The following is a 14,244-nucleotide window of genomic DNA, read 5'->3' as shown; positions in this document are numbered from 1 at the left end:
CCCGCGCCCTGGCCCAACCCCCGTGGTGGTCAGCAGAGTTGTCGGATGCACCGAACCAGGAACGCGCTGAACCTGCTGACGGCCGTGGCGGCGCTCGCCGTCTGCGGATGCGCCGCGGGCTGTGTCTCCGTGGATGCGGGCCCCGCACCGTCCCGGTCTGCCGTACCGCCCGCCCGCCGGCAGGGTCTGGTCGCCCCGCAGGTCGTGCAGGCGCCCGCCCGCGAGGCACTGGAAGCGGTCGCCCCCACGGACTCTTCGGCACCCGCGCCGGCCCCACCGCCCTCGGCCGGCCGCCCGACGGCCGATCGACCGACGGCCGATCACCCGGCGGTGGCCCGTCATGACCATCGCCATCGGGTCGAGCAGCCCGGCCACCGGCACCTGCCCGCCGCCCCGGACAGGCCTCGCCATCGGCCAGCCCCCGCGCCGCCCGCGCTCGGCGGCCTCTGCGCGCTCGGCCAGGACTACGGCGGCTGGCGGCCCGACAGCCCCGAGGCGCGCATCTGCCGTGCGACGTACGGCCCGTGACCCCCGTGACGACGCGCCTCGTCACACGGTGTCGAGCTCTCGTTCGAGCCGGCGCAGCGCCTCGCGGATGTCGTTGCCGTAGGCGTCGCCGGACAGCGCGTCCAGGGCGGTGTGGGCGCGGTCCAGGTGCAGGCGGGCCTCTTCGGGGCGGCGCAGCTTCACATAGTCGGCGGCGAGGTTGAGGTGCAGTGAAGGGTAGAAGGCGCGCACCGCGAGTGAGGCGTGGTGTTGCGCGAGACGGTCCTGGCTCAGACCGTCGGCGGCTGCCAACGCCCTGAGATCCCAGGCGAGTTCGTCCCCGGCGTCGTCCTGGGCGTCTGCCATGTAGTGGGCCAGGGTGCAGCGGTGCAGCGCGTCGCCGCCTTCGCCGATCTCCGACCACAGGGTGGCGAAGCGGTTGCGGGCCTCCTCGCGGTCCCCGCCGTGCAGCAGCATCATCGCCTGCCCGATCCGGGTCATCACGATGTCCCCCGGGGCTTCCCGCATGTCCGTCACCGCTGTCTCCGACCGGTCGTCACGAAAGTCGAACGACGTCGACGCTAGCCCCCGCCACTGACAATCGGCCTCAGGCTCGGGCGGGGGCACCGGCCTGTCAGCCGGACGCCGTCACACGCCCGGCCGGGCCACCGCCCCCGGCCCCCTCTGCCGGACGCCGTCACACGCCCGGCCGGCCCTCCGCCCCCGGCCCCCTCTGCCGGACGCCTCAGCCCAGGTTCGGAATACGCCAGTCGATGGGGTCGTGCCCCTGCGCCGCGACGGCCTCGTTGATCTGCGTGAAGGGGTGCGAGCCGAAGAACTTCTTGGCCGAAAGCGGCGAGGGGTGGGCGCCCTTGACCACGATGTGACGCTCCTCGTCGATCAGCGGGAGCTTTTTCTGCGCGTAGTTGCCCCACAGCACGAAGACCGCCGGGTCGGGCCGCGAGGCGACCGCCCGGATCACCGCGTCGGTGAACTTCTCCCAGCCCTTGCCCTTGTGCGAGTTGGCCTCGCCCGAACGCACGGTGAGGACGGCGTTCAGCAACAGCACGCCCTGTTCGGCCCAGGGCATCAGATAGCCGTTGTCCGGGACGTCGTGGCCCAGCTCGTCGCGCATCTCCTTGTAGATGTTGCGCAGCGACGGCGGCGTCTTGACGCCGGGCCGCACCGAGAAGCACAGGCCGTGCCCCTGGCCCTCGCCGTGGTACGGATCCTGACCGAGGACGAGCACCTTGACCTTGTCGTACGGCGTCGCGTCCAGGGCGGCGAAGACCTCGTCGCGGGGCGGGAAGACGGGACCCTTCGCCCGCTCCTCCTCGACGAACGCGGTGAGCTCCTTGAAGTACGGCTTATCGAGCTCCTCGCCGAGGACGCCCTGCCAGGACTCGGGCAGCATGGCGATATCGGTCACGTCAACAACCTCCGTGGGACATTCGGTTCCACACCCTCGGTGCGGAGTTCAGAACCTACCCGCCGCCACTGACAACGCCGTTCGCACCCGTCCCTACCAGCTGGTCTTGCGGTGCAGCTCCCACATCTGCATGACCGTCTGCGGGTCCATGGCCCGTTCGCCGCCCGCGATGTCGTCGCTCACCGCGATGAAGAGCTTGCCCTGCCACAACGGCAGCAGGCGTACGTCGTCGACGAGGATGTCCTGGGCGCGTTCGAACTGCCGGCTCGCCGCGCCCCGGTCGGAGATCTCACGGGATCGCGGGATCAGCTGTGTGGTGATCTCCAGCGGCTCATAGGGCGTGCCGACCGCGTTCTCCTTGCCGACGAACGGCGCGATGAAGTTGTCCGGGTCGGGGAAGTCGGGGAACCAGCCGCGTCCGAAGACGGGGAGGTCTCCGGCCTGGACGCCTTCGGTGTAGGTCTTCCAGGGGCGGCTGTTGAGGGTGACCTGGAACAGCCCGGACGTGTCGAGCTGCCGCTTGAGCTCCTTGAACTCCGCGGCCATGGACGAGCCGTACCGGTCGGTGGTGTACCAGAGGCTGAGCGGGACCGGGCCGGTGATGCCGGCCTTGCGCAGGATGTCCTTCGCCTTGGGGACGCTGGGCGATCCGAAGGTGTCGAAGAAGCTGGTGGTGTGCCCGTTCACCCCCGTGGGGACCATGGAGTAGAGCGGCTCGGCGGTGCCTTTGTAGACCTTGGCGACCAGCGCGTCGCGGTCGATCAGCTGGGCGACGGCGCGGCGCACCGCGGGGTTCGCGGCCTGTGGGTCCTTGGGGTTGAACACCAGGAAGCGGATTTCGGTGCCGGTGTTCTCCACGAGGTCGAGCGGCTTGCCCGCGGCCTTCTCGGCGCGGATGTCCTCGACCTCGTCGGCGGTGATGCCGCGATAGGTGACGTCGATCCGTTTGTCCTTGAGCGCGTCCACCATGGCGGTGGAATCACGGAAGTAGCGGATGGTGACACCGTCGTTCGCACGCTGCGCGAAGCCCTGGTAGCTGTCGTTCTTCTTCAGGACGGCGCGGTCGCCGGCCGCGTAGGACGCCAGTGTGTACGGGCCCGAGCCCGTGAGGCCGCCGTCCGCGCGGAGTTTGCCGGCCGGGTACGTCTTGGGGTCCACGATCGACATGGCGGGCGCGCCGAGCACGTAGGGGAAGGTCGCGTCGGGCTTGTTGAGGTGGAAGGTGACCGTGAGGGCGTTGTCGACGGTGACCTTGTCCAGGCTGCTGAGCAGTCCGCTGGGACCGGCCTTCACGTTGATCTTCACGATCCGGTCGATGGAGTATTTGACGGCGTTCGCGTCGAGCACGGAACCGTCGGAGAAGGTCATTCCCTTGCGCAGCGTGCAGGTGTACGTGCGGATCGACTTGTCCTGGAAGCCGCAGGACCGCGCGGCGTCGGGCTGCGGCGATGTGCTGCCGGTCGGGAAGGCCAGCAGGGTCTGGAAGACGTTGCGGTACAGCTCCCACGATCCGTCCCAGGAGGCGGCGGGGTCGAGCGTGCTGGGTTCGCTCGTCGTCCCCACCGTGATCTCCTGCTGTGCCTGCCCGCCACTGCCGGGTATCAGCCCGCAGCCGCCGAGCAGGGCCATGGACGCAAGGGCCGTGAAAGTACGCCGGCGGATGGTCCGTTCGAACACGTGCACGCTCCTCGATCGGCCAGGGGTCGGCAGACCATACCGCAGTGCCCTGCCGGGTCAACTGACCTTTCCGGCAGGGCACTTGGCGCATTCGGGAGCGAAACCGCTCAGGGGCGGCGAGCGTCGCTTTCGGCCCGTTCCTCAGTGCACTCCGGCGTTCAGGAACAGCCCGCCGTCGACCACCAGGGTCTGTCCGGTGACCCAGGCCGACTGGTCGGAGGTGAGGAACGCGGCGGCCCCGCCGATGTCGGACGGCACGCCGAGCCGGCCCATGGGGTAGACGGCGGCGGCCTCCGCCTCGCGGCCCTCGTAGAGCGCCTGCGCGAACTTCGTCTTGACCACGGCCGGGGCGACCGCGTTGACCCGTACGGACGGCGCGAATTCGTGCGCCAGCTGGAGGGTCAGATTGACCATGGCCGCCTTGCTCATGCCGTACGCACCGATGAAGGGCGAGGCGGAGACACCGGCGATGGAGGCGATGTTGACGATCGCGCCGCCGTTCTCCTTCTGCCACGCCTTCCAGGTCTGCTGCGCGAAGCCGAGCGCGGAGATCACGTTCGTCTCGTACACCTTGCGCGCCACGTTGAGGTCGAGCTCGGCGATGGGGCCGAACACCGGGTTGGTACCGGCGTTGTTGATCAGGAAGTCGACCCGGCCGAAGGCGTCCATGGTGCGTGCGACGGCCGTGGCCTGGTGGGCTTCGTCGGCGGCCTTGCCCGCGACCGCGATGACCCGGTCGGAACCGAGCCTGTCGACGGCCTCCTTGAGGGCGTCCTCTCCGCGTCCGGTGATGCAGACGCGGTCACCGCGGGCCACCAGTGCCTCTGCGATGCCGTAGCCGATGCCGCGGCTGGCCCCGGTGATCAGGGCCACCTTGCCGGACAGTTCAGGAAATGCAGTCATGTCCCTTGCCCCTGGCGTTAGTTGAGCGGTCCGCCGGCCACGTACATGACCTGGCCGGAGACGAAGCCTGCGTCGTCACCCGTGAAGAAGGCGATGGCGTTGGCGATGTCCGCCGGGTGACCGACGCGCTGGACGGGGATCTGGGTGGCGGCGGCGGCCTGGAAGTCCTCGAAGCCCATGCCGACGCGGGCCGCGGTCTGCGCGGTCATCTCGGTGACGATGAAGCCGGGGGCGACCGCGTTGGCGGTGATGCCGAACTTGCCGAGCTCCTTGGCCAGGGTCTTGGTGAAGCCCTGGAGGCCGGCCTTGACGGCCGAGTAGTTGGCCTGGCCGCGGTTGCCGAGCGCGGAGGACGACGACAGCGAGACGATACGGCCCCACTTGGCGTCCACCATGTGCTTCTGGCAGGCCTTGGCCATCAGGAACGCGCCCTTGAGGTGCACGTTCATGACCAGGTCCCAGTCCGACTCGCTCATCTTGAAGAGGAGGTTGTCGCGCAGCACGCCGGCGTTGTTGACGAGGATCGTGGGCGCGCCGAGCTCGGCGGCGACACGCTCGACGGCGGCCTCCACCTGCGCGCTGTCGGAGACGTCGCAGCCCACGGCGATGGCCCGGCCGCCCGCCGCGGTGATGGTGTCGACGGTGTCCTTGCAGGCCGCCTCGTCGAGGTCCAGTACGGCGACGGCCCGGCCCTCGGCCGCAAGCCGGACGGCGGTCGCGGCGCCAATGCCCCGCGCCGCCCCGGTCACGATGGCGACACGCTGCTCGGTGGTGGACATGCTGTTCTCCTCGCCCTGGGATCCGCGGCTCTCAGTCACTGAGCAACCGCTTAGTAGCTTCAGCAGACGTGACGCTAGAAGCCCTGGCACGCGGTGTCAACGGCCCACGGATCCCCGGGCGCATGTCACACCCCCGCCGGGGCCGTGATCAGCGCACCAGCAGGTCGAGCAGCCGCTCGGTCTCGGCCACCGGGTCCATGGTCAGGCCGGTGTGCACGGGGCCCGGCTGGACGACCGTGGAGCGGGGCGCGATCAGCCAGCGGAACCGGCGCCCGGCGTCGTCGCCCGCCGCCTGCCCGGCCCCCTCGCCGCCACCGCAGACACCCTCGACGGCGCGCAGCGCGGCCCGTACGCCCACGACGTCGGCGGCCGGGTCGAGCGCCCTCAGCTTCGCCTCGTCCAGATGGGTGCGGGCCGCGACGTAGGAGTGGGCGCGGCAATAGACCAGCACGCCCGCGTTGAAACACTCACCGCGCTCCACGCGCGGCACCACGCGCAGCAGCGCGTACTCGAAGACATCGCGCTTGCTCAACGGTCGGCATCCTTCTGGACGTACTGGCTGTTCTCGGCGTTCTTGGTGGGGTGCGGCCAGGGCCTGCTGTGCTCGGTCAGCCAGCCGGGGGCCCGGGAGGGCTTGGTGGCCGTGGGGGCGTCCAGCGTGATGCGCTCATGGATCGTCGCGGCGCGGGCGAGCAGCGGCTCGGCGTAGGCGCGGCGCAGTTCGCCCGTGGTCTCGAAGCCGGGCTCGCCGGCCAGCCACGCGTCGGGCACCAGGGCCGTGACCTCACTCAGCAGCTCCTCGGTCACCAGGGGCGCGAGCTCGGCGGCCGCCGATGCGATGTCGGGGCCGAAGGGCGCGAGTGCGTGGTCGGATGCGTTGTAGGGCTTGGCGGCGGAGGCGGCGGCCGCCGGCCAGTTGTGGTGCCAGATCATGGTGGCGCCGTGGTCGATGAGCCACAGATCACCGTGCCAGACCAGCATGTTGGGGTTGCGCCACGACCGGTCCACGTTGTTGATCAGCGCGTCGAACCAGACGACCCGGCCGGCCTCGGCCGCGTCCACCTGGTAGGCGAGCGGGTCGAAGCCCAGCGAGCCCGGCAGGTAGTCCATGCCGAGGTTGAGGCCACCGCTGGCCTTCAGGAGCTCCTGCACCTCCTGGTCGGGCTCGGACAGGCCGATGACGGGATCGAGTTGGATCGTGACCAGTTCCGGCACGCGCAGCCCGAGCCGCCTGGCGAGTTCCCCGCAGATGATTTCCGCGACGAGCGTCTTGCGGCCCTGTCCCGCGCCGGTGAACTTCATGACGTAGGTTCCGAGATCGTCGGCCTCGACGATGCCCGGAAGCGATCCGCCCTCACGCAACGGCGTGACGTAGCGGGTCGCTACGACCTCTTTCAACACTTTCCCAGGCCACCCATCTCTTCAGCCTTACCATCCACGGAAAGCCTCGGCCCTCCACGGGCTGCTCTCTGCGGCGCAAGGGCAGGGATCGCCGGTCGACGGCTCCTGGGGAGATCGAGGGAGTTGCAGCCGGCGGCCCGGTCCCGGTCTCCCGGCCACCCGCTCCGGGCTGCCCGCTCCCGAAGCAGACCGTCGGTGGTGTCGCGCCCCTTGCTGCCGCCTTCCGGCATGAGGTGAGCATAGTAACCGGGGGTGATCGCGGCGGGGAGTGCCGAAGTGCGTGCGTAAACCGTCCTCCGGGACCGCCGCCCCGGCCGGGCTTTCGTCCCCTCGACCCGTGTCGGGACGACGCCGCCTGCGGCGCCGGTGGGGAGGCGGAGCCGGCGCGGGGAGGGGGAAAGAGGTCCGTGCGCGACGCGTCGGGCACGTCCTCGCCCGCGTGAAGGCCTCAACGTTCCTCCGTGGCCGACGTCGCGGAGGCGATGGCGGCCACCACGCCATGCTCGGCTGCGGCCGGTACGGGCCGCGCGCTCGGCCGCCGCGGCCGGTCCATGCCCCGCGTGCCACCTTGTGAAATGTTTATCGCACAATTGGTGTTCTCTGTCCGCCCTCTGACAGTGGTTCAGCGACCAGCAGGGCAGGCACCCCGAAGAAGGCCCTCACCCCATTGGATGACCATGTGGACTGCCCTGGAGCCCCCCGCCACCACCGTCGCCCCCGGTGACAGCGCCGTCGTCCGGCTGCGGGTGCGCAACACCGGGGACACCGTCGAGGAGTACCGGCTCACGCCGGTCGGTGACGCGGCCGGATGGGCGCGCGTCGAGCCGGCCACGCTGCGGCTCTACCCCGGGGCGGAGGGCACCGCCGACATCGCCTTCACGCCGCCAAGGACCTCGGACGCCGTGGCGGGCCCGAGCCCGTTCGGCGTCCGGGTCGAGCCGCGCGAGCACCCCCAGGACGCCGACGTCGTCGAGGGCCGGCTCACCATTGGTCCGTTCGCCGAGATGCGTGCCGAACTCGTGCCGCGCTCCCTGCGGGGCCGGCGCCGCGCGCGCGGCCGGCTGGCCGTCGACAACCTCGGCAACCAGCCCCTGACCGCGTCCTTCTCCACCCGTGACAACGGCGACGCCGCGAACGTGGAGGCCAACCCCACCGCGGTGCGGGTCGACCCCGGCCGGGCCGGCTTCGCGGAGGTGGAACTCACCGCGGTGAACGTCAGCTGGTTCGGCGGGACACGCCAACACCCCTTCACCGTCACGGTGTTACGTTCAGGCGAAGCGGCCCCGCAGGAGCTGCGCGGCACCTACCTCCAGCCGTCCGTGCTCCCGCGCTGGGTCCTCGCGGTCGGCTCGATCCTGCTCGCGCTGACCGTGGCCTTCGTGATGATCTGGCTGCGGCACGACACCGGGGTCAAGAGCCAGACCGCAGAGCAGGCGCCCGCCAGGCAGATCCCGCTCCCGCAGGGTTCCCCGAGCGCGCTGCCGTCCGCCCCGGCCGCCCCGTCCAAGGAGCCGAGCCCGCCGCCGTCCGGGCCCCCGTCCGCGCCGGCAAAGTCGAAGCCGGCCGCAGGGGGATCCGGTGGCGACAGTGGGGGCGGCGGTGACAGCGGCCCGAAGAAGCCGCAGTACGACCCGACGAAGCTGGTCCGCATCCAGTCCGGGCTCGGGATGTACCTGACGACGAAAACGTCCGACAAGCCGGAGGGCCGGTACGTCACCACCTGGCGCGAGATCAAGGACGATCCCACGTGGGACCAGTACTGGTACGTCCGGCCGCTGCCGCGCGACGAGTTCGCGTTCACCTCGTCCTCCGAGCCATGGGCGGTCGTGGACAACACGCGGGAGGGCGACAAGATCCAGATGTGGGGGGCCGTGGGCAGGGAGGCCAGCCTCACCAACGGGCAGATGACCAGCAACCAGAAGTGGTCGATCCAGCCCATCGACGGGGCGGAGGGGTTTGTGAAGCTGGTCAGCAAGGACGATGGATGGTGTCTGTCGGACCTGTCGCCCAACGACAAGCTGCTCCAGGTCGCCGAGGTGCGACCCTGCGGCGCCCTCCCCACCGACCAACAACGCTGGCGCATAGTTCCCTGAGCCCAAGCCCCCTGGGCCGACGGCGGCCCGGTGCGGTCCTGCGGCGGCCCGGTGCGGTCCTGCGGCGGGCCGCCGTCGGGCGGGCGCCAACCGGCGTCCCAGGAAGTCACCCTGTCGCTGAACGCCCCGCCCCGCTCTCCCGTACTCCCGGGCGCAGCTACGCGTCGTACGTCGAGAGGACCCTCAGGATGAGCACCGCATCGCAGCCCGTACCCGTACCCGCATCCGCGCCTACGCCCGCGCCCGTGCAGGTTCAAGGACAGGTACCGGCGCGCCGTACCGTCATCGCCTGCGTCGGCGCGGCCGGGCTCGCTGCCGCGCTCACGGCGTGCGGGGGCGGCTCGGACGGCGCGGCGGGGTCCGACACCGTCACGCCGGCCGGGGACGGCGGCGCCAAGGGCGGCGGGAGCGTACTGGGCAGGACGGCCGACATCCCGCAGGGCGGCGGGAAGATCTTCGCCAAGGAGGGCGTCGTGGTGACCCAGCCCACGGCGGGCCAGTTCAAGGCGTTCTCCGCGAAGTGCACCCACCAGGGGTGCGCCGTGTCGTCCGTCTCCGCCGGAACCATCAACTGCCCGTGCCACGGCAGCAAGTTCGACGTGACGGACGGCAGCGTGAAGGCCGGTCCCGCACCGTCTCCGCTGCCCGCCGCCGCGATCTCCGTCGAGGGAGACTCGATCAAGCTGGCCTGACCCGGCCCGCCGCCCGGAAGCAGCCCAGGATGTCGTCGGTGGTGGTCACCGTGGCGACCAGGGCGAGGGTGTGGCGGATCATCGCGGGGGTGTAGTCGGCCGGCACCCCCGCGATCGCGTCGGCGGCGACCACGGCCGTATAGCCGAGGTTGACGGCGTCGAAGACCGCGTTGGGGATCGCCACGTTGGCCGACACGCCCGTGACGATCAGGGTGCGGCAGCCGAGATTGCGCAGGATCGGGTCCACGTCCGTGCCGGACACGGGCGACAGGCCGTGCAGCCGGCGTACGACGATGTCCGCGTCGGCCACCTCGATCGGCTCGGCGACGCGTACGGCCCGCGAGCCCGAGTACTGCTGCACGGGCAGCCGCTCGGCGGCCCGGAAGAGCCGCGCGTTGCGGCTGGCCCCGCGGCCGTCGGGGCGCCGCTCCGCCACCGCGTGCAGCACCTGGACGCCCGCCTCGTGTGCGCCCGCCACGAGTCGCGCCACGTTGTGCAGCACCCCCGTCTCCCGCGCCTGCGCGGCGAGTTCGGGCAGCGCGCTGTCCGCTCCCACCACGCCTTGCTGGCACTCGACGGTCATCAACACCGTGAAGGCGGGGACGAGTTGCTGAGCGAGGAGTTCCTTCGTCGCCATGGCGCGGGAGGTTAACCGCCATTGCGCGACGGGGGAAGAGCGCGCCATGATTCCTGACGTGCCGTCAGAACTCCTTTCGGCGCGGCACCGTGGACGCACGGAAGGGGAGGCGCCATGACCGCCACACAGCGCAGGGGCCGCCGGATCATGATGAGCGACGAGGAGCGCGACGCCTTCCTCGGCGCGCAGCGCACCTGCCGGGTCGCCACCGTCTCCGCGGACGGCAGTCCGCACGTCGCCCCGCTCTGGTACGTCTGGGACGGCGGCTCGCTCTGGCTGTACTCGATCACGCGCAGCCGCCGTTGGACCCAGCTCGGCAAGGATCCGCGCGTCGCGGTGGTGGTGGACGACGGTACGCAGTACGGGGAGCTGCGCGGGGTGGAGCTGAGCGGCCGCGCCGTCCCCGTCGGCGAAGCACCACGCACCGGTCTGGACTGCCCCGAACTCGCCGACGTGGAGCGGCTGTTCGCCGCCAAGCACTTCGGCCTCGACGACATGGTCCACGACGGGCGGCACGCGTGGCTGCGGCTCACACCGGACACCGTCGTGTCGTGGGACTTCCGCAAGCTGGGGGGCCAGTTCGGACACTGACGCCGGGCGCGCGGGCCGGACGGCCGGTCCCGACACCCCGGTCCCGCAGCACGCGCGGGGCGGGCGGCCGGCCCGGACACCCGGGGCGGGCGCAAGCGGGTGCCGCCCCGGGGCCTCCCCTCGGGACCATGCCGGGCTCGGCTCGCGGGGGGGCCTGGCACCGCCCCCCGATCCGGCCCGACCCGGACGAAAGACCCTAGGTGAGCCGGTCCCCCGCAGCCGTCAGGGCGTCGACGGCGGCCCTGATCGAGGGCCTGCGGTCGGCGTCCGCGCGCCACACGGCGTACACATGGCGGCTCATCGCGTGGCGCACCGGGACCACCCGAATCCCGTCCGGGACCGGCCCCCGGCCCAGACGCGGCGCGACGCTGACGCCCAACCCGGCCTCCACCAGGGCGAGTTGGGTGGCGTGCTCGCGGGCCACATGGGAGATTTTCGGCTCGATACCCCTGCCGCGCAGGGTGAACAGTAGCCATTCGGTGCAGAACTCACCCTCGGGCCAGGTGATCCACTCGTCCTCGGCGAACTCCTCCAGGTCCACCGCGTCGCGGCCCGCCAGCGGGTGACCCGCGGCCAGCGCGACATCCGCGAGGTCGTCGAGGACGGCCCGCTTGGCGAGCCCGGCCGGGAGCGGAAGCGGTTTGTTGTACCAGTCGAGCACGAGCGCGAGGTCGAGGTCGCCGAGCAGCACGCCCCGCACCGACTCGTCGACCTCCAGCTCCTGCGAGCATACGGAGAGCTGGGGGTGGTCGGTACGCAGCCGGGCGAGGGCGGCGGGGAAGAGGCCGCGGGCAGCGGTGGCGAAGGCCGCGATGTTGAGCTCCCCGACGACGCGGTCCCGCTGCGCCTCCAACTCGGCCTGGGCCACCTGCACTTGCGAGAGGATGCGCGCGGCGTGCTCGGCGAGCAGCCGGCCGGCGTCAGTGAGCCGCACCCCGCGTCCGCTCTTGGCGAGCAGCGGCTGGCCGGCCTCGCGCTCCAGCTTGGCGAGCTGCTGGGAGACGGCGGAGGTCGTCACGTGCAGGGCGTCGGCGGCGCCGCCCACCGAGCCGTGCCGTGCCACCGCGTCGAGGGTGCGCAGGCGCTCCAGATTCAACATGTAAGCGATGCTAACCGAACACTCGGATGAAGTCTCGCTTGTACTACGTGGTTATGGCCGCCATCGTGGTCGTCATGAGCACCGCCACCCCGCCCCGGCCGCCTTGCGCCACACCCTCCCCCGCGACCTCACCGACGGCCGCCTCGCCCACCGCCGCCTCGCCGTCCGCCCCCTCGCCGAACGCCACCCCGCTGCCCGACGCGGCCTCCGTCCCCGGGGGCCGCGCCGCCCTGGACTGGCGTGCCCGGTTCGTGGGGCTCTCGCTGATCTGGGGCTTCAGCTTTCTGCTGATCAAGGTCGGCACGGAGGGATTCGCGCCGTTCCAGGTGACCCTCGGGCGGCTGCTCTTCGGCACCCTGGTGCTTGCCGTGGCGATGGCGGTCAAGCGCGAGCGGCTGCCGCGCGGGCTCCGCACCTGGTCGCACCTCACCGTGGCGGCGCTGCTCCTCAACGCCGCGCCGTTCTCGCTGTTCGCGTACGCGGAGCTGACGATCCCCTCGACGCTGGCCGGCATCTGCAACGCGACCTCGCCGCTGTGGGGCATGGCTCTGTCCATGGTGGCGCTCTCCGAGGACCGGCCGACGCGGCGCCGCGTCGCGGGGCTCGGCCTCGGATTCCTCGGTGTGCTCACGGTGCTCGGCGCCTGGCAGGGCTTCCACGGCCTGGACGCCCGGGGCACCGCGATGGCCCTGCTGGCCTCGCTCTGCTACCCGATCGGCTGGATCTACGTACGCCGGACCCTGGCGGGCAGCGGGCACTCCAGCCTGTCCCTCATCGGCCCCCAGCTCGGCCTCGCCACCCTCCAACTGGCCCTGGTGACCCCGCTGTTCGCGGGCCTTCCGAGGTCCTTCCCGCTCGTGCCGCTGCTGGCCGTCGCGGCGCTGGGCGCGCTCGGCACGGGTCTCGCGGTGCTCGTCCAGTACGGGCTCGTCAACGAGGTGGGCCCGACGACCGCGGAGATGGTCACCTACTTCATTCCGGTGATCGCCACGGCCGCCGGCGTCGCGGTACTCGGCGAGAGCCTGAGCTGGAACACCCCCGTCGGCGCGGCCGTCGTCCTGGCGGGCGCCGCCCTCACCCAGAGCCGGCCGCGCCGGCGACGGCGGTCTCAGTAGACGGAGCGGACCGCGGAGCCGGGGCGGATCGCGGCGGCGACGGCGTCGGCGAGCGGCTCGATGTCGCCCTGCGTCAGCCGCGACACGGTGAGCCGCACCCCGGGCTCCGACGCCATGCGGAAGCGGGCGCCGGGCGCGACCGCCCAGCCCGCGTGCAGCAGCCGCGCCACCGCTCCCGTCTCGTCGGGCACCGGCACCCACACCACGAACCCGCTCCGCCCCTGCGCCGCGACCCCGCGCGCACGCAGCGCCCACAGCAGAGCCTCGCGGCGCTCGCGGTAGGAGGAGGCCACCTGCGCCGGGTCGACGGCGCCGGACGTCCACAGGTCGACCACGGCGCGCTGAAGCAGGCGGCTGACCCAGCCGGGCCCGAGCCGCTGACGGCCGCGCACCCGGTCCAGGGTGACGGGGTCGCCGGTGAGCAGCGCCAGCCGCAGGTCCGGCCCGTACGCCTTGGCCACCGAGCGCACGAAGGCCCAGTGCCGGGTCGCCGGGGCGACCGGGTGCAGCGGCAGATCGACCATGCCGTGGCCGTGGTCGTCCTCGATGAGCAGTACCTCGGGGTGGGCGGACAGCACCTCGCGCAGGGCCCGGGCGCGGGCCGCGGTCACGGCGGCGCCCGTCGGGTTCTGCGCGCGGCACGTGATCACGACGGCTCTCGCGCCGGCCGCAAGGGCGCGTTCGAGCCCTTCGGGCCGCGGTCCTTCCTCGTCGAGGGCCATGGGTTCGGGCCGCAGTCCGAGCGCCGGTACGAGGTCGAGCAGCGCGCCCCAGCCGGGGTCCTCGATCGCCACGGCGTCACCCGGCTTGAGATGGGCGCCCAGCACCCGCTCGACCGCGTCCAGCGAACCCGACAGCACGCCGACCGGACCGTCGGGCACCCCGCCCTCGTCGAAGGCGGTGCGGGCCAGGCGGCCCAGTTCCTCGTCCACGGGCTCCTGTCCGTACAGGTAACGGCCGGGATCGCGCTCCTGCTGCCGGACGGCGGCGGCCAGTGCGTCACCGAGCGGCGGCAGCAGCGCGGAGTCCGGATTGCCGTCGGCGACGTCGCGCACACCTTCGGGCACGTGCACACGGATGAGGTCGCGGGCGCTGCTCGCCGGCCTCGGCCGTACGCGACTGCCGCGCCGGCCCGCCGTCTCGATCACCCCGCGATCCCGCAGCAGCCGGTAGGCGGCCGCGACGGTATTGGCATTGACCCCGAGCTCGGTCGCCAACTCCCGTAGCGGGGGCAGCAGTTGACCCGGTTCGAGCTCGCCCGTACCCACGGCGCGCTCCACGCTCCCGGCAATCTCCGATGCGCGACGCCCTACGATCCGATATTCTCCTAGCACAAACACGA

15 protein-coding genes are annotated in these 14,244 nt (G+C 71.9%); 5 read left to right on the top strand and 10 right to left on the bottom strand.

Annotation, left to right across the window (positions count from 1 at the left end; translation table 11 throughout):
* The first annotated feature begins 45 nt into the window (after nt 1-45).
* A complete protein-coding gene (locus ACGFW5_RS19380) occupies nt 46-528 on the top strand; it encodes a hypothetical protein (protein WP_393835463.1) in 483 nt (160 codons plus the stop codon).
* Nucleotides 529-549: 21 nt separating this feature from the next.
* Here the strand turns inward: ACGFW5_RS19380 and ACGFW5_RS19375 are convergent, their stop codons facing one another.
* The 7 genes from ACGFW5_RS19375 to ACGFW5_RS19345 all read right to left on the bottom strand — a co-directional run bounded on the left by ACGFW5_RS19375 (nt 550) and on the right by ACGFW5_RS19345 (nt 6,675).
* Complete coding sequence (locus ACGFW5_RS19375) at nt 550-1,014, bottom strand: hypothetical protein (RefSeq protein WP_393835575.1); 465 nt, start codon at nt 1,012-1,014, stop codon at nt 550-552.
* A 217-nt stretch (nt 1,015-1,231) separates the two neighbouring features.
* Nucleotides 1,232-1,915, bottom strand: a complete 684-nt coding sequence (locus ACGFW5_RS19370; protein WP_393835462.1) for a uracil-DNA glycosylase — start codon at nt 1,913-1,915, stop codon at nt 1,232-1,234.
* A gap of 93 nt (nt 1,916-2,008) precedes the next feature.
* Entirely contained in the window at nt 2,009-3,544 is a 1,536-nt protein-coding gene (locus ACGFW5_RS19365) for an ABC transporter substrate-binding protein (RefSeq protein WP_393835574.1), read from the bottom strand.
* A gap of 189 nt (nt 3,545-3,733) precedes the next feature.
* Nucleotides 3,734-4,495, bottom strand: a complete 762-nt coding sequence (locus ACGFW5_RS19360) for an SDR family oxidoreductase (protein WP_393835461.1) — start codon at nt 4,493-4,495, stop codon at nt 3,734-3,736.
* A 17-nt stretch (nt 4,496-4,512) separates the two neighbouring features.
* Nucleotides 4,513-5,274 carry a 3-oxoacyl-ACP reductase FabG gene (fabG, locus tag ACGFW5_RS19355; protein WP_393835460.1) on the bottom strand — a complete coding sequence of 254 codons (762 nt, stop codon included), beginning with the start codon at nt 5,272-5,274 and terminating at the stop codon, nt 4,513-4,515.
* Between the two features lie 148 nt (nt 5,275-5,422).
* Nucleotides 5,423-5,806: a DUF3037 domain-containing protein gene (locus ACGFW5_RS19350; RefSeq protein WP_393835459.1), complete on the bottom strand. Its 384-nt coding sequence runs from the start codon at nt 5,804-5,806 to the stop codon at nt 5,423-5,425.
* Nucleotides 5,803-6,675, bottom strand: a complete 873-nt coding sequence (locus ACGFW5_RS19345) for a HipA family kinase (RefSeq protein ID WP_393835458.1) — start codon at nt 6,673-6,675, stop codon at nt 5,803-5,805. Before ACGFW5_RS19345 ends, ACGFW5_RS19350 begins: the two co-directional genes overlap by 4 nt.
* A 671-nt stretch (nt 6,676-7,346) precedes the next feature.
* Here ACGFW5_RS19345 and ACGFW5_RS19340 point away from each other — a divergent pair.
* Both ACGFW5_RS19340 and ACGFW5_RS19335 read left to right on the top strand, forming a co-directional pair.
* Nucleotides 7,347-8,768 (top strand): hypothetical protein, encoded by a 1,422-nt coding sequence (locus tag ACGFW5_RS19340; protein WP_393835457.1) that lies wholly within the window; start codon nt 7,347-7,349, stop codon nt 8,766-8,768.
* Nucleotides 8,769-9,013: 245 nt separating this feature from the next.
* Nucleotides 9,014-9,460 carry a Rieske (2Fe-2S) protein gene (locus ACGFW5_RS19335; RefSeq protein WP_393835456.1) on the top strand — a complete coding sequence of 149 codons (447 nt, stop codon included), beginning with the start codon at nt 9,014-9,016 and terminating at the stop codon, nt 9,458-9,460.
* Here the strand turns inward: ACGFW5_RS19335 and ACGFW5_RS19330 are convergent.
* Nucleotides 9,447-10,097, bottom strand: coding sequence for an isochorismatase family protein (locus ACGFW5_RS19330; RefSeq protein WP_393835455.1), 651 nt, complete (start codon nt 10,095-10,097; stop codon nt 9,447-9,449). The two genes, ACGFW5_RS19335 and ACGFW5_RS19330, sit on opposite strands and share 14 nt — an antisense overlap.
* A gap of 114 nt (nt 10,098-10,211) precedes the next feature.
* On the opposite strand from ACGFW5_RS19330, the gene ACGFW5_RS19325 reads away from it, so the two are divergent.
* Nucleotides 10,212-10,688 carry a pyridoxamine 5'-phosphate oxidase family protein gene (locus ACGFW5_RS19325; protein ID WP_393835454.1) on the top strand — a complete coding sequence of 159 codons (477 nt, stop codon included), beginning with the start codon at nt 10,212-10,214 and terminating at the stop codon, nt 10,686-10,688.
* Between the two features lie 196 nt (nt 10,689-10,884).
* Here the strand turns inward: ACGFW5_RS19325 and ACGFW5_RS19320 are convergent, their stop codons facing one another.
* Nucleotides 10,885-11,787, bottom strand: coding sequence for a LysR family transcriptional regulator (locus ACGFW5_RS19320; protein ID WP_393835453.1), 903 nt, complete (start codon nt 11,785-11,787; stop codon nt 10,885-10,887).
* 74 nt (nt 11,788-11,861) lie between these two features.
* Between ACGFW5_RS19320 and ACGFW5_RS19315 the strand changes: the two genes are divergently transcribed.
* The gene (locus ACGFW5_RS19315; RefSeq protein ID WP_393835452.1) at nt 11,862-12,902 is read left to right on the top strand and encodes an EamA family transporter; all 1,041 of its coding nucleotides are present in this window, start codon (nt 11,862-11,864) and stop codon (nt 12,900-12,902) included.
* On the opposite strand, the gene ACGFW5_RS19310 is transcribed toward ACGFW5_RS19315, so the two are convergent.
* Nucleotides 12,896-14,236 carry an aminotransferase class I/II-fold pyridoxal phosphate-dependent enzyme gene (locus ACGFW5_RS19310; RefSeq protein WP_393835451.1) on the bottom strand — a complete coding sequence of 447 codons (1,341 nt, stop codon included), beginning with the start codon at nt 14,234-14,236 and terminating at the stop codon, nt 12,896-12,898. The genes ACGFW5_RS19315 and ACGFW5_RS19310 overlap by 7 nt on opposite strands.
* Between the last annotated feature and the right edge of the window lie 8 nt (nt 14,237-14,244).

The organism is Streptomyces sp. NPDC048416 (assembly GCF_043200435.1).
Lineage (GTDB): Bacteria > Actinomycetota > Actinomycetes > Streptomycetales > Streptomycetaceae > Streptomyces.
Note: the sequence above shows the minus strand (reverse complement) of the source record. Positions and strands in the feature narration are given on the sequence as shown.

Coding starts and splice junctions, on each gene's coding strand:
- ACGFW5_RS19380 (WP_393835463.1), top strand. CDS start 46: ATGCACCGAACCAGGAACGCGCTGAACCTGCTGACGGCCGTGGCGGCG.
- ACGFW5_RS19375 (WP_393835575.1), bottom strand. CDS start 1,014: ATGCGGGAAGCCCCGGGGGACATCGTGATGACCCGGATCGGGCAGGCG.
- ACGFW5_RS19365 (WP_393835574.1), bottom strand. CDS start 3,544: ATGGCCCTGCTCGGCGGCTGCGGGCTGATACCCGGCAGTGGCGGGCAG.
- ACGFW5_RS19360 (WP_393835461.1), bottom strand. CDS start 4,495: ATGACTGCATTTCCTGAACTGTCCGGCAAGGTGGCCCTGATCACCGGG.
- fabG (WP_393835460.1), bottom strand. CDS start 5,274: ATGTCCACCACCGAGCAGCGTGTCGCCATCGTGACCGGGGCGGCGCGG.
- ACGFW5_RS19340 (WP_393835457.1), top strand. CDS start 7,347: ATGACCATGTGGACTGCCCTGGAGCCCCCCGCCACCACCGTCGCCCCC.
- ACGFW5_RS19330 (WP_393835455.1), bottom strand. CDS start 10,097: ATGGCGACGAAGGAACTCCTCGCTCAGCAACTCGTCCCCGCCTTCACG.
- ACGFW5_RS19325 (WP_393835454.1), top strand. CDS start 10,212: ATGACCGCCACACAGCGCAGGGGCCGCCGGATCATGATGAGCGACGAG.
- ACGFW5_RS19320 (WP_393835453.1), bottom strand. CDS start 11,787: ATGTTGAATCTGGAGCGCCTGCGCACCCTCGACGCGGTGGCACGGCAC.
- ACGFW5_RS19315 (WP_393835452.1), top strand. CDS start 11,862: ATGAGCACCGCCACCCCGCCCCGGCCGCCTTGCGCCACACCCTCCCCC.